General features: G+C 59.6%; 21 protein-coding genes. 11 read left to right on the plus strand and 10 right to left on the minus strand.

Features of this window, described 5'->3' with window-relative positions; all coding sequences use genetic code 11:
* The 7 genes from D8U73_RS05060 to D8U73_RS05090 form a co-directional block, all read left to right on the plus strand.
* On the plus strand, positions 1-1,170 hold a 1,170-nt coding region (locus tag D8U73_RS05060), incomplete at its 5' end, for an OFA family MFS transporter (RefSeq protein WP_130903872.1).
* Positions 1,171-1,544: 374 nt separating this feature from the next.
* Positions 1,545-2,138, plus strand: a complete 594-nt coding sequence (gene hisB, locus D8U73_RS05065; RefSeq protein WP_007939452.1) for an imidazoleglycerol-phosphate dehydratase HisB — start codon at positions 1,545-1,547, stop codon at positions 2,136-2,138.
* Positions 2,138-2,776 carry an imidazole glycerol phosphate synthase subunit HisH gene (gene hisH / locus D8U73_RS05070; protein WP_008080553.1) on the plus strand — a complete coding sequence of 213 codons (639 nt, stop codon included), beginning with the start codon at positions 2,138-2,140 and terminating at the stop codon, positions 2,774-2,776. Before hisB ends, hisH begins: the two co-directional genes overlap by 1 nt.
* Positions 2,777-3,037 (plus strand): DUF2164 domain-containing protein, encoded by a 261-nt coding sequence (locus D8U73_RS05075; protein ID WP_056852198.1) that lies wholly within the window; start codon positions 2,777-2,779, stop codon positions 3,035-3,037.
* Between the two features lie 42 nt (positions 3,038-3,079).
* Positions 3,080-3,817, plus strand: coding sequence for a 1-(5-phosphoribosyl)-5-[(5-phosphoribosylamino)methylideneamino]imidazole-4-carboxamide isomerase (hisA, locus tag D8U73_RS05080; protein WP_015093076.1), 738 nt, complete (start codon positions 3,080-3,082; stop codon positions 3,815-3,817).
* 9 nt (positions 3,818-3,826) lie between these two features.
* Entirely contained in the window at positions 3,827-4,597 is a 771-nt protein-coding gene (gene hisF, locus D8U73_RS05085; RefSeq protein ID WP_056852199.1) for an imidazole glycerol phosphate synthase subunit HisF, read from the plus strand.
* A gap of 78 nt (positions 4,598-4,675) precedes the next feature.
* The gene (locus D8U73_RS05090; RefSeq protein ID WP_056852200.1) at positions 4,676-5,431 is read left to right on the plus strand and encodes an ABC transporter substrate-binding protein; all 756 of its coding nucleotides are present in this window, start codon (positions 4,676-4,678) and stop codon (positions 5,429-5,431) included.
* A gap of 3 nt (positions 5,432-5,434) precedes the next feature.
* Here the strand turns inward: D8U73_RS05090 and D8U73_RS05095 are convergent, their stop codons facing one another.
* The 5 genes from D8U73_RS05095 to gpmI form a co-directional block, all read right to left on the minus strand.
* The gene (locus D8U73_RS05095; RefSeq protein WP_130903873.1) at positions 5,435-6,670 is read right to left on the minus strand and encodes a trypsin-like peptidase domain-containing protein; all 1,236 of its coding nucleotides are present in this window, start codon (positions 6,668-6,670) and stop codon (positions 5,435-5,437) included.
* A gap of 103 nt (positions 6,671-6,773) precedes the next feature.
* Entirely contained in the window at positions 6,774-7,565 is a 792-nt protein-coding gene (locus D8U73_RS05100; protein ID WP_056852202.1) for a divergent polysaccharide deacetylase family protein, read from the minus strand.
* A gap of 1 nt (position 7,566) precedes the next feature.
* Entirely contained in the window at positions 7,567-8,886 is a 1,320-nt protein-coding gene (locus tag D8U73_RS05105; protein WP_056852203.1) for a S41 family peptidase, read from the minus strand.
* Positions 8,887-8,917: 31 nt separating this feature from the next.
* The gene (locus tag D8U73_RS05110; RefSeq protein WP_056852204.1) at positions 8,918-10,210 is read right to left on the minus strand and encodes a murein hydrolase activator EnvC; all 1,293 of its coding nucleotides are present in this window, start codon (positions 10,208-10,210) and stop codon (positions 8,918-8,920) included.
* Between the two features lie 253 nt (positions 10,211-10,463).
* Positions 10,464-11,993, minus strand: a complete 1,530-nt coding sequence (gpmI, locus tag D8U73_RS05115) for a 2,3-bisphosphoglycerate-independent phosphoglycerate mutase (RefSeq protein ID WP_130903874.1) — start codon at positions 11,991-11,993, stop codon at positions 10,464-10,466.
* 154 nt (positions 11,994-12,147) lie between these two features.
* On the opposite strand from gpmI, the gene D8U73_RS05120 reads away from it, so the two are divergent.
* The 3 genes from D8U73_RS05120 to secB are packed head-to-tail and all read left to right on the plus strand — an operon-like array spanning position 12,148 to position 13,345.
* On the plus strand, positions 12,148-12,561 hold the full coding sequence (locus D8U73_RS05120; protein WP_056852206.1) for a rhodanese-like domain-containing protein: 414 nt from the start codon (positions 12,148-12,150) through the stop codon (positions 12,559-12,561).
* Position 12,562: 1 nt separating this feature from the next.
* Positions 12,563-12,817 (plus strand): glutaredoxin 3, encoded by a 255-nt coding sequence (gene grxC, locus D8U73_RS05125; RefSeq protein WP_008058538.1) that lies wholly within the window; start codon positions 12,563-12,565, stop codon positions 12,815-12,817.
* A 42-nt stretch (positions 12,818-12,859) separates the two neighbouring features.
* Positions 12,860-13,345, plus strand: a complete 486-nt coding sequence (secB, locus tag D8U73_RS05130; RefSeq protein ID WP_056852207.1) for a protein-export chaperone SecB — start codon at positions 12,860-12,862, stop codon at positions 13,343-13,345.
* Positions 13,346-13,517: 172 nt separating this feature from the next.
* Here the strand turns inward: secB and D8U73_RS05135 are convergent, their stop codons facing one another.
* Positions 13,518-13,973, minus strand: a complete 456-nt coding sequence (locus D8U73_RS05135) for a tRNA (cytidine(34)-2'-O)-methyltransferase (RefSeq protein ID WP_056852208.1) — start codon at positions 13,971-13,973, stop codon at positions 13,518-13,520.
* On the opposite strand from D8U73_RS05135, the gene D8U73_RS05140 reads away from it, so the two are divergent.
* The gene (locus tag D8U73_RS05140; RefSeq protein WP_130903875.1) at positions 13,972-14,412 is read left to right on the plus strand and encodes a hypothetical protein; all 441 of its coding nucleotides are present in this window, start codon (positions 13,972-13,974) and stop codon (positions 14,410-14,412) included. The two genes, D8U73_RS05135 and D8U73_RS05140, sit on opposite strands and share 2 nt — an antisense overlap.
* Before the next feature lie 532 nt (positions 14,413-14,944).
* Here the strand turns inward: D8U73_RS05140 and ntrC are convergent.
* The 4 genes from ntrC to D8U73_RS05160 all read right to left on the minus strand — a co-directional run bounded on the left by ntrC (position 14,945) and on the right by D8U73_RS05160 (position 18,814).
* On the minus strand, positions 14,945-16,381 hold the full coding sequence (gene ntrC / locus D8U73_RS05145) for a nitrogen regulation protein NR(I) (protein WP_056852210.1): 1,437 nt from the start codon (positions 16,379-16,381) through the stop codon (positions 14,945-14,947).
* Positions 16,378-17,463, minus strand: coding sequence for a nitrogen regulation protein NR(II) (glnL, locus tag D8U73_RS05150; RefSeq protein ID WP_056852211.1), 1,086 nt, complete (start codon positions 17,461-17,463; stop codon positions 16,378-16,380). The genes ntrC and glnL overlap by 4 nt, the downstream gene beginning before the upstream one ends.
* A 230-nt stretch (positions 17,464-17,693) precedes the next feature.
* Entirely contained in the window at positions 17,694-18,308 is a 615-nt protein-coding gene (locus D8U73_RS05155) for a DUF4124 domain-containing protein (protein ID WP_130903876.1), read from the minus strand.
* Positions 18,305-18,814 carry a DUF4124 domain-containing protein gene (locus D8U73_RS05160; protein WP_130903877.1) on the minus strand — a complete coding sequence of 170 codons (510 nt, stop codon included), beginning with the start codon at positions 18,812-18,814 and terminating at the stop codon, positions 18,305-18,307. Before D8U73_RS05160 ends, D8U73_RS05155 begins: the two co-directional genes overlap by 4 nt.
* Positions 18,815-18,826 lie beyond the last annotated feature (12 nt).

Genomic DNA, 18,826 nt, shown 5'->3' on the forward strand with positions numbered 1-18,826 from the left:
ATCTCGCCGGTGTCGACCCTGATCAAGTGGTTCCCGGACAAGCGCGGCATGGCGACCGGCATGGCGATCATGGGCTTCGGCGGTGGTGCGATGGTCGGAGCGCCGTTGGCGACTGCCCTGATGAGCCACTTCGGCTCGCCAGAAGGCGTTGGCGTATGGCAGAGCTTCGTGGCGATGGCCGCGATCTACTTCGTGTTCATGATCGGTGGCGCACTGTCCTACCGCGTGCCGCCAACCGGCTGGAAGCCTGAAGGCTGGACGGCGCCTGCGAAAAAAGCGTCGAACGCCATGATCACCAACCGTCATGTACACGTGAACGTGGCATGGAAAACCCCGCAATTCCGTCTGGTGTGGCTGGTGCTGTGCCTGAACGTATCCGCAGGTATCGGCATCCTCGGCATGGCTTCGCCACTGCTGCAGGAAGTGTTCGGCGGTAAATTGCTGGGCAACGATCTGCCGTTCGGTCAGCTGGATGCAGGTCAATTGGCTTCGATCGCCGCGATCGCCGCCGGTTTCACCGGTTTGCTGAGCCTGTTCAACATCGGTGGCCGCTTCTTCTGGGCATCGTTCTCGGACTACCTGGGCCGTAAAAACACCTACTTCGTGTTCTTTGCCCTTGGCTTTGCGCTGTACGCATTGATTCCGAATCTTGGCCACCTGGGCAACGTCGCGCTGTTCGTGGCCGCGTTCTGCATCATCCTGTCGATGTACGGCGGCGGTTTTGCCACCGTTCCTGCTTATCTCGCGGACCTGTTCGGTACGCAAATGGTCGGTGCTATCCACGGTCGCTTGCTGACCGCGTGGGCAGCAGCGGGTGTGTTGGGTCCGGTGCTGGTGAACTACCTGCGTGAGTATCAGCTGAGCATCGGCGTTGAACGTGCCGCAGCTTACGACATCACCTTGTACATCCTTGCCGGCCTGCTGGTGCTGGGTTTCATCTGCAATCTGCTGGTGCGTCCGGTGGCCGACAAGTACTTCATGACCGACGCTGAACTGGCTGCCGAACAGGCGCTGGGCCACGACAAAGGTGCTGACGCCAGCACGTCGCTGGAGTGGAAAGCGGCGCCGGGCACCAAGCCTCTGGCAATTGCTGCCTGGCTGGCGGTGGGTATTCCGTTGGCGTGGGGTGTGTGGGTGACCCTGCAGAAGACGGCGGTACTGTTCCACTAAGTAAAAACGCAATACCCCTGTAGGAGTGAGCTCTGCTCGCGATACCGGTCTGACAGTCGACAGAAATGTTGAATGTGAGAGCCCTATCGCGAGCAGGCTCACTCCTACAGTTGTTTCTGATCGTTCCCACGCTCTGCGTGGGAATGCCTCCCGTGACGCTCCGCGTCACAGTCAAAGCGGACGCGGAGCGTCCAAGGCTGCACTCCCACGCAGAGCGTGGGAGCGATCAGTAGCCTGTCGTGCTTGTATGGACATGTCTACCCGCGACAGCCGGGGCTTCTGTCCGTCAGCCATATCACGTCGCGTGTTTCTGTTTCGGCCCCGCGTGCCTATAATGGATGCCTTTTTCGCCCAATGATTTTGCGGAGCTGGTGATGGCCGAACGTATGGCGTCTGTCGAGCGCGACACTCTGGAAACCCAGATCAAAGCCTCGATCAACCTCGATGGCACCGGAAAGGCCCGATTCGATATCGGTGTTCCTTTTCTTGAGCACATGCTGGACCAGATCGCCCGTCACGGGCTGATCGACCTGGATATTGTCAGCAAGGGCGACCTGCATATCGATGACCACCACACCGTGGAAGACGTCGGTATCACCCTCGGCCAGGCATTTACCAAAGCCATCGGCGACAAGAAAGGCATCCGTCGCTACGGCCACGCCTATGTGCCGCTCGATGAAGCGCTGTCGCGCGTGGTGATCGACTTCTCCGGCCGTCCCGGCCTGCAGATGCACGTTCCGTATACCCGCGCCACCGTCGGCGGTTTCGACGTGGATCTGTTCCAGGAGTTCTTCCAGGGCTTCGTCAACCACGCCAACGTCACCCTGCACATCGACAATCTGCGTGGGCACAACACCCACCACCAGATCGAAACCGTGTTCAAGGCTTTCGGCCGTGCGTTGCGCATGGCCGTGGAGCTCGATGACCGTATGGCCGGGCAAATGCCATCGACCAAGGGCGTTCTGTAATGCAGACAGTCGCGGTTATCGATTACGGCATGGGCAACCTGCACTCGGTGGCCAAGGCCCTCGAGCACGTGGGTGCCGGCAAGGTGTTGATCACCAGCGATGCCAACGTGATTCGCGAAGCCGACCGGGTGGTTTTCCCCGGCGTCGGTGCGATTCGCGATTGCATGGCGGAGATCCGTCGCCTCGGGTTCGACTCGCTGGTACGTGAGGTCAGCCAGGACCGGCCTTTCCTCGGTATCTGCGTCGGCATGCAAGCCTTGCTCGACACCAGCGAAGAGAACGACGGTGTCGACTGCATCGGGCTGTTTCCGGGCGCAGTAAAGTTCTTTGGCAAAGATCTGCACGAAGACGGCGAACACCTGAAAGTCCCGCACATGGGCTGGAACGAAGTGAAGCAGAAGGTCAGTCACCCGCTGTGGCACGACATTCCGGACATGGCGCGTTTCTACTTCGTGCACAGCTACTACATCGCTGCGGCTAATGCGCGCCAGGTGGTCGGTGGTGGTCATTACGGCGTCGATTTCGCCGCAGCGCTGGCCGATGGCTCGCGTTTCGCCGTGCAGTTCCACCCGGAGAAAAGCCATACCCATGGCCTGCAATTGCTGCAGAACTTCGCTGCGTGGGACGGTCGCTGGTAAATGGCTGTCAAGAAATCCAGGCCGCCGATCCTGACCCTCACTCCCGAACAGGAGAGCGAGGCCAACAGCAAGATCAAGCGATTCATGGAAGACCGCTTTGAACTCGACCTCGGCTCGTTCGAGGCGGCTGAGATTCTTGAGTTGTTTACCCGCGAAATTGCTCCGCACTATTACAACAGGGCGATTTTCGATGTGCAGACGCATCTCAAAGAGAGGTTCGAAAGCATCGAAAGCGACCTGTGGGCGCTCGAGAAAAACTGATTTCCGAGCCAAGCTGAACATTCGAATTTGAAGGTTTGCCAGATGCTGATTATTCCCGCTATCGATCTTAAAGACGGTGCCTGTGTTCGCCTGCGCCAGGGCCGCATGGAAGATTCCACAGTGTTCTCCGATGACCCGGTGAGCATGGCTGCCAAGTGGGTGGAGGGCGGTTGCCGTCGTCTGCATCTGGTCGACCTGAACGGCGCGTTCGAAGGCCAACCGGTCAACGGCGAAGTGGTCACCGCGATCGCCAAGCGCTATCCGAACCTGCCGATCCAGATCGGCGGCGGTATCCGCTCCCTGGAAACCATCGAGCACTACGTCAAGGCTGGCGTGAGCTACGTGATCATCGGCACCAAGGCTGTGAAAGATCCAGCCTTCGTCGCCGAAGCCTGCCGCGCTTTCCCTGGCAAAGTGATTGTCGGTCTGGACGCCAAGGACGGTTTCGTCGCTACCGACGGTTGGGCTGAAATCAGCACCATCCAGGTGATCGACCTGGCAAAGCAGTTCGAAGCCGACGGCGTGTCCGCCATCGTTTATACCGACATCGCCAAAGACGGCATGATGCAGGGCTGCAACGTACCGTTCACCGCCGCGCTGGCTGCTGCCACATCGATTCCGGTCATCGCTTCCGGTGGCATCCACAATCTGGGTGACATCAAGACCCTGCTCGACGCCAAGGCGCCGGGCATCATCGGCGCGATCACCGGCCGGGCGATCTACGAAGGCACCCTCGACGTCGCTGAAGCGCAAGCTTTCTGCGACTCGTACAAAGGCTGAGGACTGACCATGGCGCTGGCCAAACGCATCATCCCTTGCCTGGACGTGGACAACGGCCGGGTGGTCAAGGGTGTGAAATTCGAAAACATCCGCGACGCCGGTGACCCGGTGGAAATCGCCCGTCGCTACGACGAGCAGGGTGCCGACGAGATTACCTTTCTCGATATCACCGCCAGCGTCGACGGCCGCGACACCACGCTGCATACCGTCGAGCGCATGGCCAGCCAGGTGTTCATTCCGCTGACCGTCGGCGGTGGCGTGCGCACCGTGCAGGACATCCGCAACTTGCTCAATGCCGGTGCGGACAAGGTTTCGATCAACACCGCTGCGGTGTTCAACCCTGAATTCGTCGGCGAAGCGGCGCAGCATTTCGGCTCGCAGTGCATTGTCGTTGCCATCGATGCGAAAAAAGTTTCCGCTGCGGGCGAAACCCCGCGCTGGGAAATCTTCACCCACGGCGGTCGAAAGCCGACCGGCCTTGACGCTGTCGAGTGGGCAAAGAAGATGGAAGGCCTGGGAGCCGGTGAAATCCTCCTGACCAGCATGGACCAGGACGGCATGAAAAACGGCTTCGACCTTGGCGTGACCCGCGCCATCAGCGATGCCCTGGGCATTCCGGTGATCGCTTCCGGTGGCGTTGGCAACCTGCAGCATTTGGCCGACGGTATCCTCGAAGGTCACGCCAGTGCAGTCCTGGCGGCGAGTATTTTCCACTTCGGCGAATACACCGTTCAGGAAGCCAAGGCCTACATGGCTCATCGCGGAATCGTGATGCGCTGAACAAACCCATACAGGCCAGTGGACATCATGGCGGGCTCAAGGCACTCTTGGGCACGCCATGGATTTCGGTAGCCAGACATGCTCAAACGTCTTCGTTTTGCCCTCGCCAGTGCTTCCCTGTTGTTCGTCAGTGCGGTACACGCCGCAGACAACCCCAACACCGACATGGTGTTGCTGACGGAAAACTTCCCTCCGTACAACATGGCGAAGAACGGCAAGAATTTCGCCCAAGGCGAGAACATTGATGGCATCGCCACGGACATCGTCCGCGAAATATTCAAGCGTGCCGATATTACCTACAGCCTGACGCTGCGTTTCCCCTGGGAGCGAGTGTACAAACTCGCTCTGGAAAACCCCGGTTACGGTGCATTCGTGATGGCGCGGTTACCCGATCGCGAGAAGCTCTTCAAATGGGTCGGGCCGATTGGCCCGGACGACTGGATCATGCTGGCCAAGGCTGACAGCAAAATCACCCTCCAATCCCTGGACGATGCGCGAAAGTACAAAATCGGTGCGTACAAGGGCGACGCCATTGCCACGACGCTCGCCAAGCAAGGCTTGAAGCCTGTGGTGGTCCTGCGCGATCAGGACAACGCGAAGAAACTGGTCAATGGCCAGATCGATCTATGGGCTACCGGTGATCCGGCCGGGCGCTACCTGGCGCGTCAGGAAGGCGTGATCGGGCTCAAGACTGTGTTGCGGTTCAACAGCGCCGAGTTGTACCTGGCCTTGAACAAGGACGTGCCGGACGAAACCGTCGCCAAACTGCAGGCCGCGCTGGATCAGATGCGCCAGGAAGGCAAAGTTGACGAGATCATGTCGAAGTATCTGTAATTTTCACTGCGAGGCCATTTCAGGCAGGGTGCCCGGCGTCGTGCTTATGTTCACGGCACTGGTAAACACATTGTTCAAAGCCCCCCTTGTCAGCTTCGAATCGGCTGAGGCGACCCCGATGATGCAGAGCGCGTACGCGCCGCTTTGTGGGCCGATTCCACTGTTGATATAGGCATTTTCTGTACTGATGGCCGGACTGTAGAAAGTAGGCACCTGACAATCCCGAGCGTTACGGACCATTTTATAGCGATAGAAGGGCGCCTTGAGGGAGAACCGGAAATCCCACTTGGGCAAGACCACCTGCCCATTCGCATTTTGCGTTTTATAGACATGTGATTTTAGTTTCCAGGGTTCCGTGACGGTCAGCTCTACCGGCTCCAACGAACAGTTCGGTGCCGCGAGGGTGAAGACGCCATCAATAAAGCACGCGTACAGGAAGCTGGCGCTGTAGCTGTAGTTGAATCGAGCGGCCTGACAAGACGTAGAGTGCTCACAATCGGATTGCGCCGGATGATTTCGCGATATCGCGACCTTACTGACGATGCCGGTAATTTCATTGGTGAGTCTGTTCAGCATCGGACTGCCAGAGCTTCCAGCGTGTAGATCGCAGCTGTTTTTCATGGCTAATGGGAACACCCCAGGGTGATCGATGAATGTTCCGGCGGTTCGTTCAGCGCAGGCACTCAAACGAAGCCCGGCTTCGGTAAAACCACCCGGCGCGCCAACGTTGAGCACATCCAGATTCTCGTAAGTCAGATGTGAGGCGAGCTTGAGCGGGTTGACCCCGGCCTGTATCAGCGACGCCAATGTCGCGTCTATCTCCAGCACGGCAAGATCGGTCCCGACCAGACTGCTCCACAAGGCAATTCGGATCGGGTACTGGCGCTTACGCTGTGGCACGTCATGAAAGTAATGGAAAGTGACGCTGGCGCTCAAAGGCAAATCGGTCCGCGCCGAACCGTATCTAAAAAACACGCAATGACCGCTGGTGAGCAAGTAGGCAGGGCCGGTGGCTCGACCCTGCCTGTTTCGCGTATCCAATAGGACGGCACTGCACGTCTCGCCTGATTGGAGGCTGAGTCGTCCCACACCGCTCCAGATTTCATAAAAATTATCGCTGTTGCGCAGCGCTCTTGACGGCGAGTCATTGACGGCGCCCTCGCCGAGATCGCGTGCCTGTACTGCAGGATTGGCCAGGACAACCAGGGCGGCGAAACAAAAGAGCATGAGGTATTTCATATCCATTCCTTGGTGATGAAATTCAGGGTGAGCGCTATCGTGGCACGGGCCAATGCACCTGCAGATGTATATATGTATCGCGAAACGGGAATGGATCTGCAGGTTACTGTGAAGTCGGCAGGCGGTACTGGCCGTCCTTGCCATGCGCCGCCGTGGCGCGATTACCGCGTACGCTGATCATCTGCCGGATATCGATCCACTCGATTCCCTGGGCCTTCAGCTTGGGCAGCTCTCGCTCCAGCACTGCCAGTGTCTGCGGATACGGATGTCCGATCATCACTGCCGAGCCCTGTCGGTGTGCGAGGCTGATCGCTGTCTGGAGTTGGGCAAAAATAGCGTCTTCAGTGCGCTCATCATCCAGAAACACATCCCGAGAAACGCTCGCCAGATCGATCTTCTGCGCTTGCTGCGCCGCCACGGTTTGCGCACTGGTGCGGCTGTCGACGAAAAATTTGTGACGACGCTGCAGGTCGGCCATCAACCAGGCCATGGCGGCGGGTTGCGCGGTCATGCGGCTACCCATGTGATTGTTGATGCCGGCGGTGTAGGGAACCCTTTTGAACGCAGCGTTCAGGCGTCTCTCAAGCTCCTCGATGGGTAGATCGGGATGCCAGGCAAATGGTCCTGTGGCCGGGTCCATCGGCATATGCAGAATGACGATCTTGCCGGCGCGATGGGCTTCGCGGGCGAATTCGGTGGCGTGGGGGGTATCGGGCATGATCGCTGCGGTTACCGGGCCGGGCAGGCCCAGCACGCGGCGATCCCGGGGCAGGCTTTGCCCCAGGTCGTCGATGATCAAGCTCAGGTAGGCTTTTTGCGGCGCGGTAACGGCGGGGGTGGCGTGAGCCACGCACGCCAGACTGCACAACAGCGCCAGGGTCAGCCGAAGAAGCATCTCAGCGGCCGGACGTAATGCTCAGCCCTTTGAGCAGGCTCAGGGCCTGGGCCAACTGGTAATCGTCGTCCTGCGGCATCGGCTTGGTTTTGCCGCCGGAGCTGCTTGGCTTGTCGGCGCCGCCGTTACCATTGCCCAGGTGACCTTGCAGATCGGCTTCCTTGAAGTACTCGCTATCCTGCTCGTTGGTAATCTTGGCTCTGCGCACTTCGATGTCCGGGACGATGCCCTGGGCCTGGATCGAGCGGCCATTAGGCGTGTAATACAGCGCCGTGGTGATTTTCAGAGCGCGGTCGTTGTTCAACGGCAGCACGGTTTGCACCGAGCCTTTGCCGAAACTTGGCGTCCCCATGACCACCGCACGCTTCTGGTCCTGCAGGGCGCCGGCGACAATTTCCGAGGCCGAGGCACTGCCGCCATTGATCAGCACAACCATTGGCACGGCTTCACTTTCATCTTTGCCAGTGGCGTTGAAGCGCAGCTCGGAGTTGGCGATCCGGCCTTTGGTGTAAACGATCAGGCCTTTGGTGATGAAGTGGTCGACGACTTCAACCGCCGACTGCAGCACGCCGCCCGGATTGTTGCGCAGGTCGAGAATGATGCCTTTGAGCTTCTTGCCGTTGTCCTTGCGCAGCTTGGCCAGCGCTTTGGAGACCTCTTCGCCGGTCTTGACCTGGAACTGGGTGATACGGATGTAGCCGTAGCCCGATTCCAGCAACTGGCTCTTCACGCTCTTCACTTGAATGATGGCGCGGGCCAGGGTCACGTCGAACGGCGTGCCACCGTCGCGAACCAGGGTCAGGGTGATTTTCTGGCCGATCTTGCCGCGCATCTTGTCCACGGCTTCGGTCATGCTCTGGCCACGGGTTGGCTGGCCGTTGATCTTGACGATGAAATCGCCCGCCTGGATGCCCGCCTTGGAGGCCGGCGTGTCGTCGATTGGCGACACCACTTTGATGAATCCGTCTTCGGCGCCGACTTCGATGCCCAGGCCGCCGAACTCGCCGCTGGTGCTTTCCTGCAACTCGGCGAAGTCTTCAGGCCCGAGATAGGCCGAGTGTGGATCAAGGTTGCTGAGCATGCCCTTGATGGCGTTTTCCAGCAGGGTCTTGTCGTCTATCGGGTCGACATAGGCGGCTTTGATCCGATCCATGACCTCGGCAAAGGTGCGCAACTCTTCCAGCGGCAATGGCGCCTTGGTGGTCGCAGCAGTGCCCGCAGGCGCAACCGCCGGGGCCGGTTGAGCGGCGAACGCCAGAGGCGCGCCGATCACCAGGGCGATCGTCAGGGCCAGCGAGGTAAGGCGGGACAAATGCAGCATGTCGAACGAACTCCTGAATTGGATGGCGCGCTTATCCTTGCGCGCGACACCATTGTGCAGGGTCACTCGGGTGACCCTGCTGACGAATCGCGAAATACAAGGCCGGTGTGTCTTGACCGCCGCTGCTACCTACAGTGGAGATGGATTCACCGGCTTTTACCACGTCACCCGCAGACTTGAGCAGTGTCTGGTTGTGACCATAAAGACTCAAAAAACCGTTGCCATGGTCGAGAATGACCAGCAACCCTGCGCCGCGCAACCAGTCGGCGAACACCACGCGACCGCCATGCACCGCATGCACGGTACTGCCGGCGGAAGCGCCGATCATCACGCCATCCCACTTGGTCCGGGCGTCGTCGCCACGGCTTTCACCGAAGCGTGCCAACAGTCGACCATCGACAGGCCACGGAAGTTTGCCGCGAGTTGAAGCAAACGGACCGCCAAAGGTTTCGCCGGAGCTTGAGACCAACGCACCAGGCGTTGATTTAACCGGTTTGCGTGGGGCGTCAGTCTCGTCTGCTTGAGCCTGGGCCTCACGTAAGCGCTTTTTTTCGGCTTCCTGCTGGGCAATCAGCGCTTTTTGTCGCGCTTCTTCTGCCTCACGAGCCTGGCGAGCCAGGGTTTCCTCAATGGTTTTAAGGACTTTAGACAGATCTGCCTGATCCTGCTCGCGGGCCGCCAGTTTCTGGTCGCGGGCCTTCACGTCGTCATTGAGCTTGGCCAGGACTTGCTGGCGCTCTCGGCGGACTTTGTCCAGCTCGTCGCGCTGGGTGTCGAGGCTGCTTTTCTGTACCAGCAGTTGCGCTTGCTGCATGTCGATGTCTTTTTCGACATTGGCCAGTTGGCGCAGCGTTTCGTTGAAGCTCTTCAACTGTTCCAGGCGGGCCTGGCTCAGGTAGTCGTAATAGGTGAGGGTGCGGGCGAATTTCTCGGGATTCTGCTGGTTGAGCAGCAGCTTCAAATATTCCTGTCGGCCGTTCTGGTAGGCCGCGCGGGCCTGGATGGCGATCAGTCGCTGTTGTTCAGTGCGCGCGCTCTGGAGTTTTTTTTTCTCCGCATCGAGCCGCTGCAGCTCGGCTTCACTTTTCTTCAGCTCTTTTTGCAGGGCCTCGACCTGCTTCTCGAGCTTGCCCATTTCAGTCTCGGTGCCCTTGAGTTCTTTTTGCACCCCGGATTTTTCTTCCTGCAACTTGCCCAGCAGCTTTTTCAGCTCGGCAATGTCCTGACGCGTGGCGTCCAACTGTTGTTGGGTTTGCGCGCGCTCGTCAGCAAAGGCCGGTTGGAGCAGGCAAGTCAGAGCAAGGGCTATCAGGACGCGAAGCATAGAGGCGGGCGACACCAGGGAAAGGGACGGCCTAGTATGCCCGCCATGGGCAGCAAAAAAAATGCCCAATTGGGGCTGTGTGATAACTGGAGAGGGATGTGCGGGAAATTAGTCCTGAAAACCACCAGAAACCACTGTGGGAGCTGGCTTGTCGGGTCGCCGCATCGCAGCGATGGCGGCCTGGCAACAACATGAATGTTTGCTGTCAGATTGCTATCGCTGGCAAGCCAGCTCCCACAGGTATTAATGATGATTAGACGAGAATCGAAGTCCCGGTCATTTCCGCCGGTTTTTCCAGGCCCAGCAGCTTGAGCATGGTCGGTGCCACGTCCGCCAGCACACCACCTTCGCGGACCTTGAGGTCGCGCTTGCCGACATAGATGAACGGCACCGGTTCGGTGGTGTGTGCGGTGTGCGCCTGGCCGGTGGAGGCGTCGGACATTTGCTCGACGTTGCCGTGGTCAGCGGTGATCAGCGCTTCGCCGCCAACCTTTTCCAGCGCCTCGACGATTCGGCCGACGCAAGTGTCCAGGCATTCGACAGCTTTGACCGCCGCTTCGAACACACCGCTGTGGCCAACCATATCTCCGTTGGCGTAGTTGACGACGATCACGTCGTAGCGCTGGTTTTCGATGGCATCGACAATGCGGTCAGTGACTTCGGGTGCGCTCATTTCCGGCTGCAAGTCGTAAGTGGCGACTTTTGGCGACGGAATCAGGATGCGTTCTTCGCCCGGGAACGGTTCTTCGCGGCCGCCGGAGAAGAAGAAGGTCACGTGCGCGTACTTCTCGGTTTCAGCAATGCGCAGCTGGGTCTTGCCGTTTTTCGCCAAATAGTCGCCCAGCACGTTTTCCAGGCTGCCCGCGGCGAAGGCCGATGGCGCAGGAATGCTGGCGGCGTATTGGGTCAGCATGACAAAACCGGCCAGTTTTGGCTGGCGGCTGCGTTCGAATTCCTTGAAATCGTCTTCCACGAACACGCGGGTCAGTTCGCGGGCACGGTCGGCGCGGAAGTTCATGAACACCACCGCATCGCCGTCTTCGACTTTTACCGGTTCGCCAATCGAGGTGGCTTTGACGAATTCGTCGCTCTCGCCACGTTCATACGCAGCTTGCAAGCCTTCCTGGGCGGTGGCGGCGTTGAATTCACCAATACCGTCGACAATCAGGTTGTAGGCCTGGGATACGCGGTCCCAACGGTTGTCACGGTCCATCGCGAAATAGCGGCCGATGAGGCTGGCGATACGACCTTTGCCCAGCGCCTGGAAAGTGGCGTCGAGCAGTTCGATCGACGACTGCGCGCTTTTCGGTGGCGTATCACGGCCATCGAGGAACGCGTGCAGGTAGATTTTTTCGGCGCCACGCTTGGCGGCCAGTTCAGCCATCGCCACCAAATGGTCCTGGTGGCTGTGAACGCCGCCATCGGACAGCAGACCCATGAAGTGCACGGCTTTGCCGGCGGCGACGGCTTTATCGACGGCAGCGCAGATGGTCGGGTTCTCGAAGAACTCGCCGTCGCGGATCGACTTGGTAACGCGCGTGAAGTCCTGATACACCACGCGGCCGGCGCCGAGGTTCATGTGGCCGACTTCGGAGTTGCCCATCTGGCCATCCGGCAAGCCGACGTCCATGCCGCTGCCCGAGATCAGGCCGTTCGGTACGGTGGCCCACAAGCGGTCCAGCACAGGCTTTTTCGCGGCAAAGATCGCGTTGGATTCAGGGTTGTCGCTGTGACCGAAGCCGTCGAGAATCATCAGGACCAAAGGTTTAGGCGTGGTAGTCATGGAATCCACTCGTGGCTGAGGTAAAAGGGGATGATGGAAAAAGGGAGTCGCAGTTTAAAGCGAAGTTCCTGCCGCGTCACCGCCGGACGGGGTTTGGCCCACCATAGTGGCTGTGTATACTGGCCGACATTTTAACGCCCTGGAACCTCCTTCGATGGTTGCTCACCTGATTGAATTTGCCACTAACCACTACATTCTCGTCGGTATCTTCGTCGTACTGCTGGCCGCGCTGATCGCTTATCAGATGCAGGGCGGCGGCCGTAGCCTGAGCACCGGTGAACTGACCGGCCTGGTCAACAAAGACGCGGGCGTGGTGATCGACATTCGTCCGGCGAAGGATTTTGCCGCCGGTCACATTGTTGGTGCGTTGAACATTCCGCACGACAAACTGACTGCTCGCGTTGGCGAGCTGGAAAAGCACAAGGCCAAGACCATCATTCTGGTCGACGCCATGGGCCAGACTGCGGGCACCCACGCTCGCGAGCTGATGAAAGCCGGTTTCACCGCCGCCAAGCTGTCCGGTGGCGTTTCCAGCTGGAAAGCCGACAATCTGCCGCTGGTGAAGTGATATGAGCAACGTCGTCGTCTACTCCAGCGATTACTGCCCTTATTGCTCCCGAGCCAAGTACCTGCTCGAGAACAAAGGCGTGGCCTTCGAAGAGATCAAGGTCGATGGCAAGCCGCAGGTGCGTGCTGCAATGGCTCAGAAGGCCGGACGTACCTCCGTGCCGCAGATCTGGATCGGCAGCACCCACGTCGGCGGTTGTGACGATTTGTTTGCCCTGGAGCGCGCCGGCAAGCTCGACGCACTGCTCAAGGCCTGAGTTCCATACCTTATAAAAGCCCAAGATCAGAAAGGATCTGAGATGACTGACCAACAGAACACTGCAGCCAGCGAAGAAGAAAACGCACCGCAATTCTCCTTGCAGCGCATCTACGTACGTGACTTGTCCTTCGAAGCCCCGAAAAGCCCGGCGATTTTCCGCCAGCAGTGGGAGCCGAGTGTCGGTCTGGATCTGAACACCCGTCAAAAGGCTCTGGAGAGCGACTTTCACGAAGTCGTACTGACCTTGTCGGTAACCGTGAAGAACGGTGACGAAGTGGCGTTCATCGCCGAAGTGCAACAGGCCGGTATCTTCCTGATCAAGAACCTGGACGACGCTTCGATGAGCCACACCCTGGGTGCGTTCTGCCCGAACATCCTGTTCCCGTACGCTCGCGAAACCCTGGACAGCCTGGTGACCCGCGGTTCGTTCCCGGCGCTGATGCTGGCCCCGGTGAACTTCGACGCGCTGTACGCGCAAGAGCTGCAACGCATGCAGGCAGCGGGCGAGACGCCGACCGTTCAGTAAGCGTTCGATGCACTAACGAAAAAAGCGCCATCAAAGGCGCTTTTTTCTTGGGCGGGAGATGATCGTTCCCACGCTCCGCGTGGGAATGCAGCCCGTGACGCTCGGCGTCACTGGACGCGGAGCGTCCCTTGAGGCGTACCCACGCGGAGCGTGGGAACGATCAGTCTCTGCTTTATTTGAAGTCGTTCTGGCGCCAGGCTTCGTACACCGCCACCGCCACGGTATTCGACAGGTTCAGGCTGCGGCAGCCTTCACGCATCGGCAGGCGCAAGCGCTGTTCGGCGGGCAGGGCATCGAGCACGTCGGCGGGCAGGCCACGGCTTTCCGGGCCGAACAGAAAAGCATCACCGGGGACGAAACTGGCATCGTGAAATGGCCGTGAGCCCTTGGTGGTAAAAGCGTACACCCGTGGATGACCGAGGCTTTCCAGGCAGCTGGCAAGGTCCGCGTGGCGCTGCAGGGTGGCATACTCGTGGTAATCGAGGCCAGCCCGGCGCAGGCGCTTGTCGTCCATCTCGAAGCCCAGCGGCTCGATCAAATGCAGGTGGCAGCCACTGTTGGCGCACAGCCTGATAACGTTGCCGGTATTCGGCGGAATTTCTGGTTGGAAAAGGATGACGTGAAACATGCACGGCTCCGAAGGTAAAGATGAGCGGCATTCTACGCCGCAAGCCGACTCGCGTTCGAAACTATTCCCGCGGGTGATGATGTCGCTGGCCATTGTCGGGGTGATGGTGGGGCTGATGATCGGTCGCCTGACCACGCCCGACCCCAGCGTCATGCAGCAAATCGAAGTAAAGGGCGACGCACTGGTGGTGTGGTTCAACAACGAACCCAAGACCCACGGCGAGATCGTCGATGGCAGCGTCGCGTTGTTGTTCGAGGCCGAGGGCAAGGCGCAGCAAGGTCAGCTCAAGCTTAACGACAAGAGCGTGAACTGGCGGGTGCGGTTGAGCGATGGGGGGTTGTTGCTGACGGTGGTGGCGGCCCGTCCCCTGCAGGGTGAGTGGGCCGGTAGCGAGGTCAATGACCGCTGGCGGCTGGAGGTCCATCTCCGGGAGCAATAAAAGAGGGAATCCCCGGCCTGCCTGTACCAAGGTCCCCAAAACGGGAGGGTTCGCGCATGGCGTCGTGAACCCGGTGTAAAGAGGGAATCCCCGGCCTGCCTGTACCAAGGACCCCAAAACGGGATGGGCTCGTCGCTTGTGCGGTGTGAGCCCGGTGTAAAGAGGGGAATCCCCAGCCTGCCTGTACCAAGGTCCCCGAAACTGGGTAGTGGTCTGAACCACTGAATGGACTATTGCAGGGGGCATGCCAGGTTTTCATAAGTTGAAACAAAAAGCCCTGTCGTGATGTGCAAAGCCCCGTAATCCGGGGCTTTTGCGTTTTTTCGGCAGGGCTTCGATTGCGAGTGCAGACTGGATTTCAGAGCGGTCACAGTGCGCGATTGCGGTTCACGGTGCATTGCGGCGGTGCATCCGGCCCCTAAAAGCATCGCGGGCAAGCCTCGCTCCTACGGGGCCTGAATGGCAGTAATCCCGTAGGAGCGAGGCTTGCCCGCGAATGGAGCTCAAGAGCGATGAAAATCAAGCGGTGAAACTAGCCCTCATCCCCCTCATCATCATCCCCGCCATCGACCTTCATGCCCAATTCCTTGATTTTGCGAGTCAGGGTGTTGCGCCCCCAACCCAGCAATACGGCGGCATCACGGCGACGGCCAGCGGTGTGTTTGAGGGCTGTTTCGATCATGATGCGCTCGAAGGCCGGAACGGCGCTGTCGAGCAGGCTCGACTGACCGCGTGCCAATGCCTGGTCGGCCCACTGGCGCAGTGCTTGCTCCCAGTTGGTCACTGGCGCCGAATCCTGCGGCAGGCTCAGCAGCTCAGGTGGCAGGTCGCCGATATGCACTTCGCGGCCCGAAGCCATGACCGTGATCCAGCGGCAAGTGTTCTCCAGCTGACGCACGTTGCCCGGCCACGGCAGATTCTTCAGGTATTCCTCGGTTTCGCTCTTGAGCAGCTTTGGTTCCACGGCAAGTTCTTGCGCGGCACGGCTGAGGAAGTGCTTGGCCAGGGTCGGGATGTCTTCGCGGCGGTCCGACAGGCGCGGGATATGGATGCGGATTACATTGAGGCGGTGGAACAAGTCCTCACGGAATTTCCCGGCGTGCACCAGGGTTTCCAGATTCTGGTGAGTGGCGGCGATGATGCGCACATCAACCTTGACCGGCACATGACCGCCAACGCGATAGAACTCGCCATCGGCCAGTACGCGCAGCAAGCGGGTCTGGGTGTCGGCCGGCATGTCGCCGATTTCATCGAGGAACAGCGTACCGCCATCAGCCTGCTCGAAGCGGCCGCGACGCAGGTTGGCGGCGCCGGTGAACGCGCCTTTCTCATGGCCGAACAGTTCCGACTCCATCAGGTCTTTCGGGATCGCCGCCATGTTCAGCGCAATGAACGGCGATGCCGCACGAGGGCTGTGACGATGCAGGGCGTGGGCCACCAGTTCCTTGCCGGTACCCGACTCGCCGTTGATCAACACAGTGATGTTGGAGTGGCTCAAGCGGCCGATGGCGCGAAACACTTCCTGCATCGCCGGTGCTTCGCCGATGATTTCCGGGGTGCGGGTCAGGGTCGGAGCGACTTCCAGGCCTTGTTGCTCCTGTGCGTGCTGGTTGGCGCGCTTGACCAGGGAGACGGCTTCATCGACATCGAACGGCTTGGGCAGGTACTCGAAGGCACCGCCCTGGTAGGACGCGACAGCGCTGTCCAGATCGGAGTGCGCGGTCATGATGATCACTGGCAGCCGCGGGTGCTGTTCGCGAATCCGCGCCAGAAGGTCCAGGCCACTGGCGCCGGGCATGCGGATGTCGGAGATGATCACGTCCGGCTGCTGGCGCGCCAGGCGGCTCATCACGCCATCGGCGCTGTCAAAGCTCTGCGTGGTCATGCCTTCCTGTTGCAAGGCTTTTTCCAGGACCCAACGGATAGAACGGTCGTCATCGACGATCCACACGGTTTCACTACGGCTCATGTCGATGTGGCTCCTTGTTCCAGTGGCAGAAAGATCGAGAACGTGGTGTGGCCGGGGTGGCTGTCACACTCGATCAGGCCCTGGTGCTGGCTGATGATGTTCTGGGTAATGGCCAGGCCCAGCCCGGTACCGTCCGGACGGCCGCTGACCATGGGGAAGAAAATGGTTTCCTGGAGTTCCGCAGGAATGCCCGGGCCGTTGTCGATGATTTCGATCTTGGTCACCAGGCGATGGCGCACGTGGCCGATGGTGAACTGACGCATGGCACGGGTACGCAGGCTGATGCGGCCCAGGCGCAGCTCGTTCTGGCTACTGATGGCCTGCATTGCGTTACGCACAATGTTCAGCACGGCCTGGATCATTTGTTCGCGGTCAATCAGCACGTCAGGGATGCTTGGGTCATAGTCGCGCACCAATGTGATGCAACCTTGGCTTTCGGCCTCGACCAGATGGCAGACGCGCTCCAGTACTTCGTGGACGTTGCACATGGCCAGCGACGGCAGCTTGTTGGAACCGAGCATGCGATCGACCAGGTTTCGCAGGCGGTCAGCTTCCTCGATGATCACATTGGTGTAATCGCGCAGGCTTTCTTCCGGCAGTTCGCGGGCCAGCAATTGCGCCGCGCCACGAATGCCGCCCAGCGGATTCTTGATTTCGTGGGCCAGGCCGCGCACCAGCATCTTGCTGGTTTCCTGCTTCGACAGTTGCGCCTCTTCCTTGGTGATGCGCAGCAGGCGATCGCGGGGATGTACCTCGAGCAGTAATAACGTATCGCCATTGCTGAGGATCGGTGTGACCGCGTAATCGACCGTCAGGGTCTGGCCGGTGAGGGCGGTGAGCATCGCTTCGCGCTTGGTGAACGGGTGCGCCTGCTGCACGGCCTGACGCAACGAATTGAGCGCTTCGGTGGATTCGGTGAACAACTCGCTGATGAACTGCCCATGGCTGCGCTGGCCGCTGATGGCCAGCAGCATTTCCGCCGCCGGGTTCATGTACTCAAGGCGCAATTCGGCATCGAGCAGGATGGTCGCGGTGGTGAGGTTGTCGAGTAGCAAACGGTGGAGTGCGTCGCTAATGGTCATCGGGACCTCTTTTAGGGCAAAGCATGCGCAAGAAAAAAGCGCTGACGCGAGGAAAATGCAAAAACTAAACCAAGGCTCCGAAAAGAAGCGCGGATCGCCCGAAATGGGCGTTCGGCGCTCGATTGAGTGGCGCTCTGCCACCTTCGGCGAGTAGTTTCGAACCAAAATGGGTTGGAATTTGGCGAAGGTGCAACCAATCGCACCAATATAGTGCGCAAACCTGAGCCAATTTAGAAGAAGCGTAAAAACGGACTTTTTTCTTCGACTGGCTTCTCGGCAAGCGGGCATTCCGGCCGTTGGCCATAGTCATCGATTGCGCACGGTTTGACCTTGCGCTTTTGCGCCAGGGACATGCGCTGCATGTGGAAAGGCTGATTGGCGGTACGTTCAACGGTTCGGCCGTGTTCGTCGAGGACCTCCACGGACAGCTGGTGGGTGCCGCGGTCGATGTTGGTCAGCGGGAATACCGGGCTGATACCGGGCTCGGCCGTGGGTTGGCCATCGAGCAATAAGCGGTAGCGATGGCCTTTTTGCAGGCCTGGCTCACTGGTGATACTGACGATGATTTCGCCAGCAGTGCTGCGTACAGTGGCATCGGGCTCCGGCACCAGAATGCGCAGCAGGTCATAGTGGAACAGAGGTTTTTGCTCTGGATTCTTTGCGCTGCGCGCTGGTGCGGAGTCTGGGACGGCCATTCGGTTACTGGTTGCCAGCGGGACACGCTTGGCATTGCCGGGTCTGGGCTGATCGGTAAAGACCCGATTGCCCTGGGCGTCGATGTAAGTAAACACCTGCGCCGAAGCGGGCAAGGCCAACAGCAGGCCGATCAGCAACCAACCCTTCAAGGCTTGTGCACCCGTTGCACGGTAAACGTCACACTGGGACTTTGCTGGACCACGGTTTCCCCGTCTATTACTTGCACCGCCAGGCTGTGCAGGCCGCGGTCGATGTTCACCAGTTGCAGGATCGGCACATTGCCGGGCTGACCGTAGGGTTGGTCATCCAGGACCAGTCTGAACAGGTGCGGGCCTTTCAATCGCGGTTTGACCAACACATTGACGGTGAAGGTGCCGTTGTTCGCGCGCAGGGCTTCGGTGGTGGGCAGGCCGGTCAGCTCCAGTACTTCGTAGGCATTGCGCGATTGTTCGTCCGTATTGGTTGGCGTGGTTGACCCCGGAGCTGTCTGGGGTACAACGCTGTTGAGTGGCGGCAGCTCGACCGGCTGGGCCGGTACTCCGTCGGGCGGTTGATTGCTGTACGCGGTATTGCCATCCGCATCGGTGTATTTGTAGATCTGGGCCACCACGGGAAAAGCCAAAGGCAGCAGCAAAAGCATAAAAAGTGGCCGCATTCAGCCTCCCTG

The organism is Pseudomonas sp. Sample_22, assembly GCF_004307635.1.
Taxonomy (GTDB): Bacteria; Pseudomonadota; Gammaproteobacteria; order Pseudomonadales; family Pseudomonadaceae; genus Aquipseudomonas.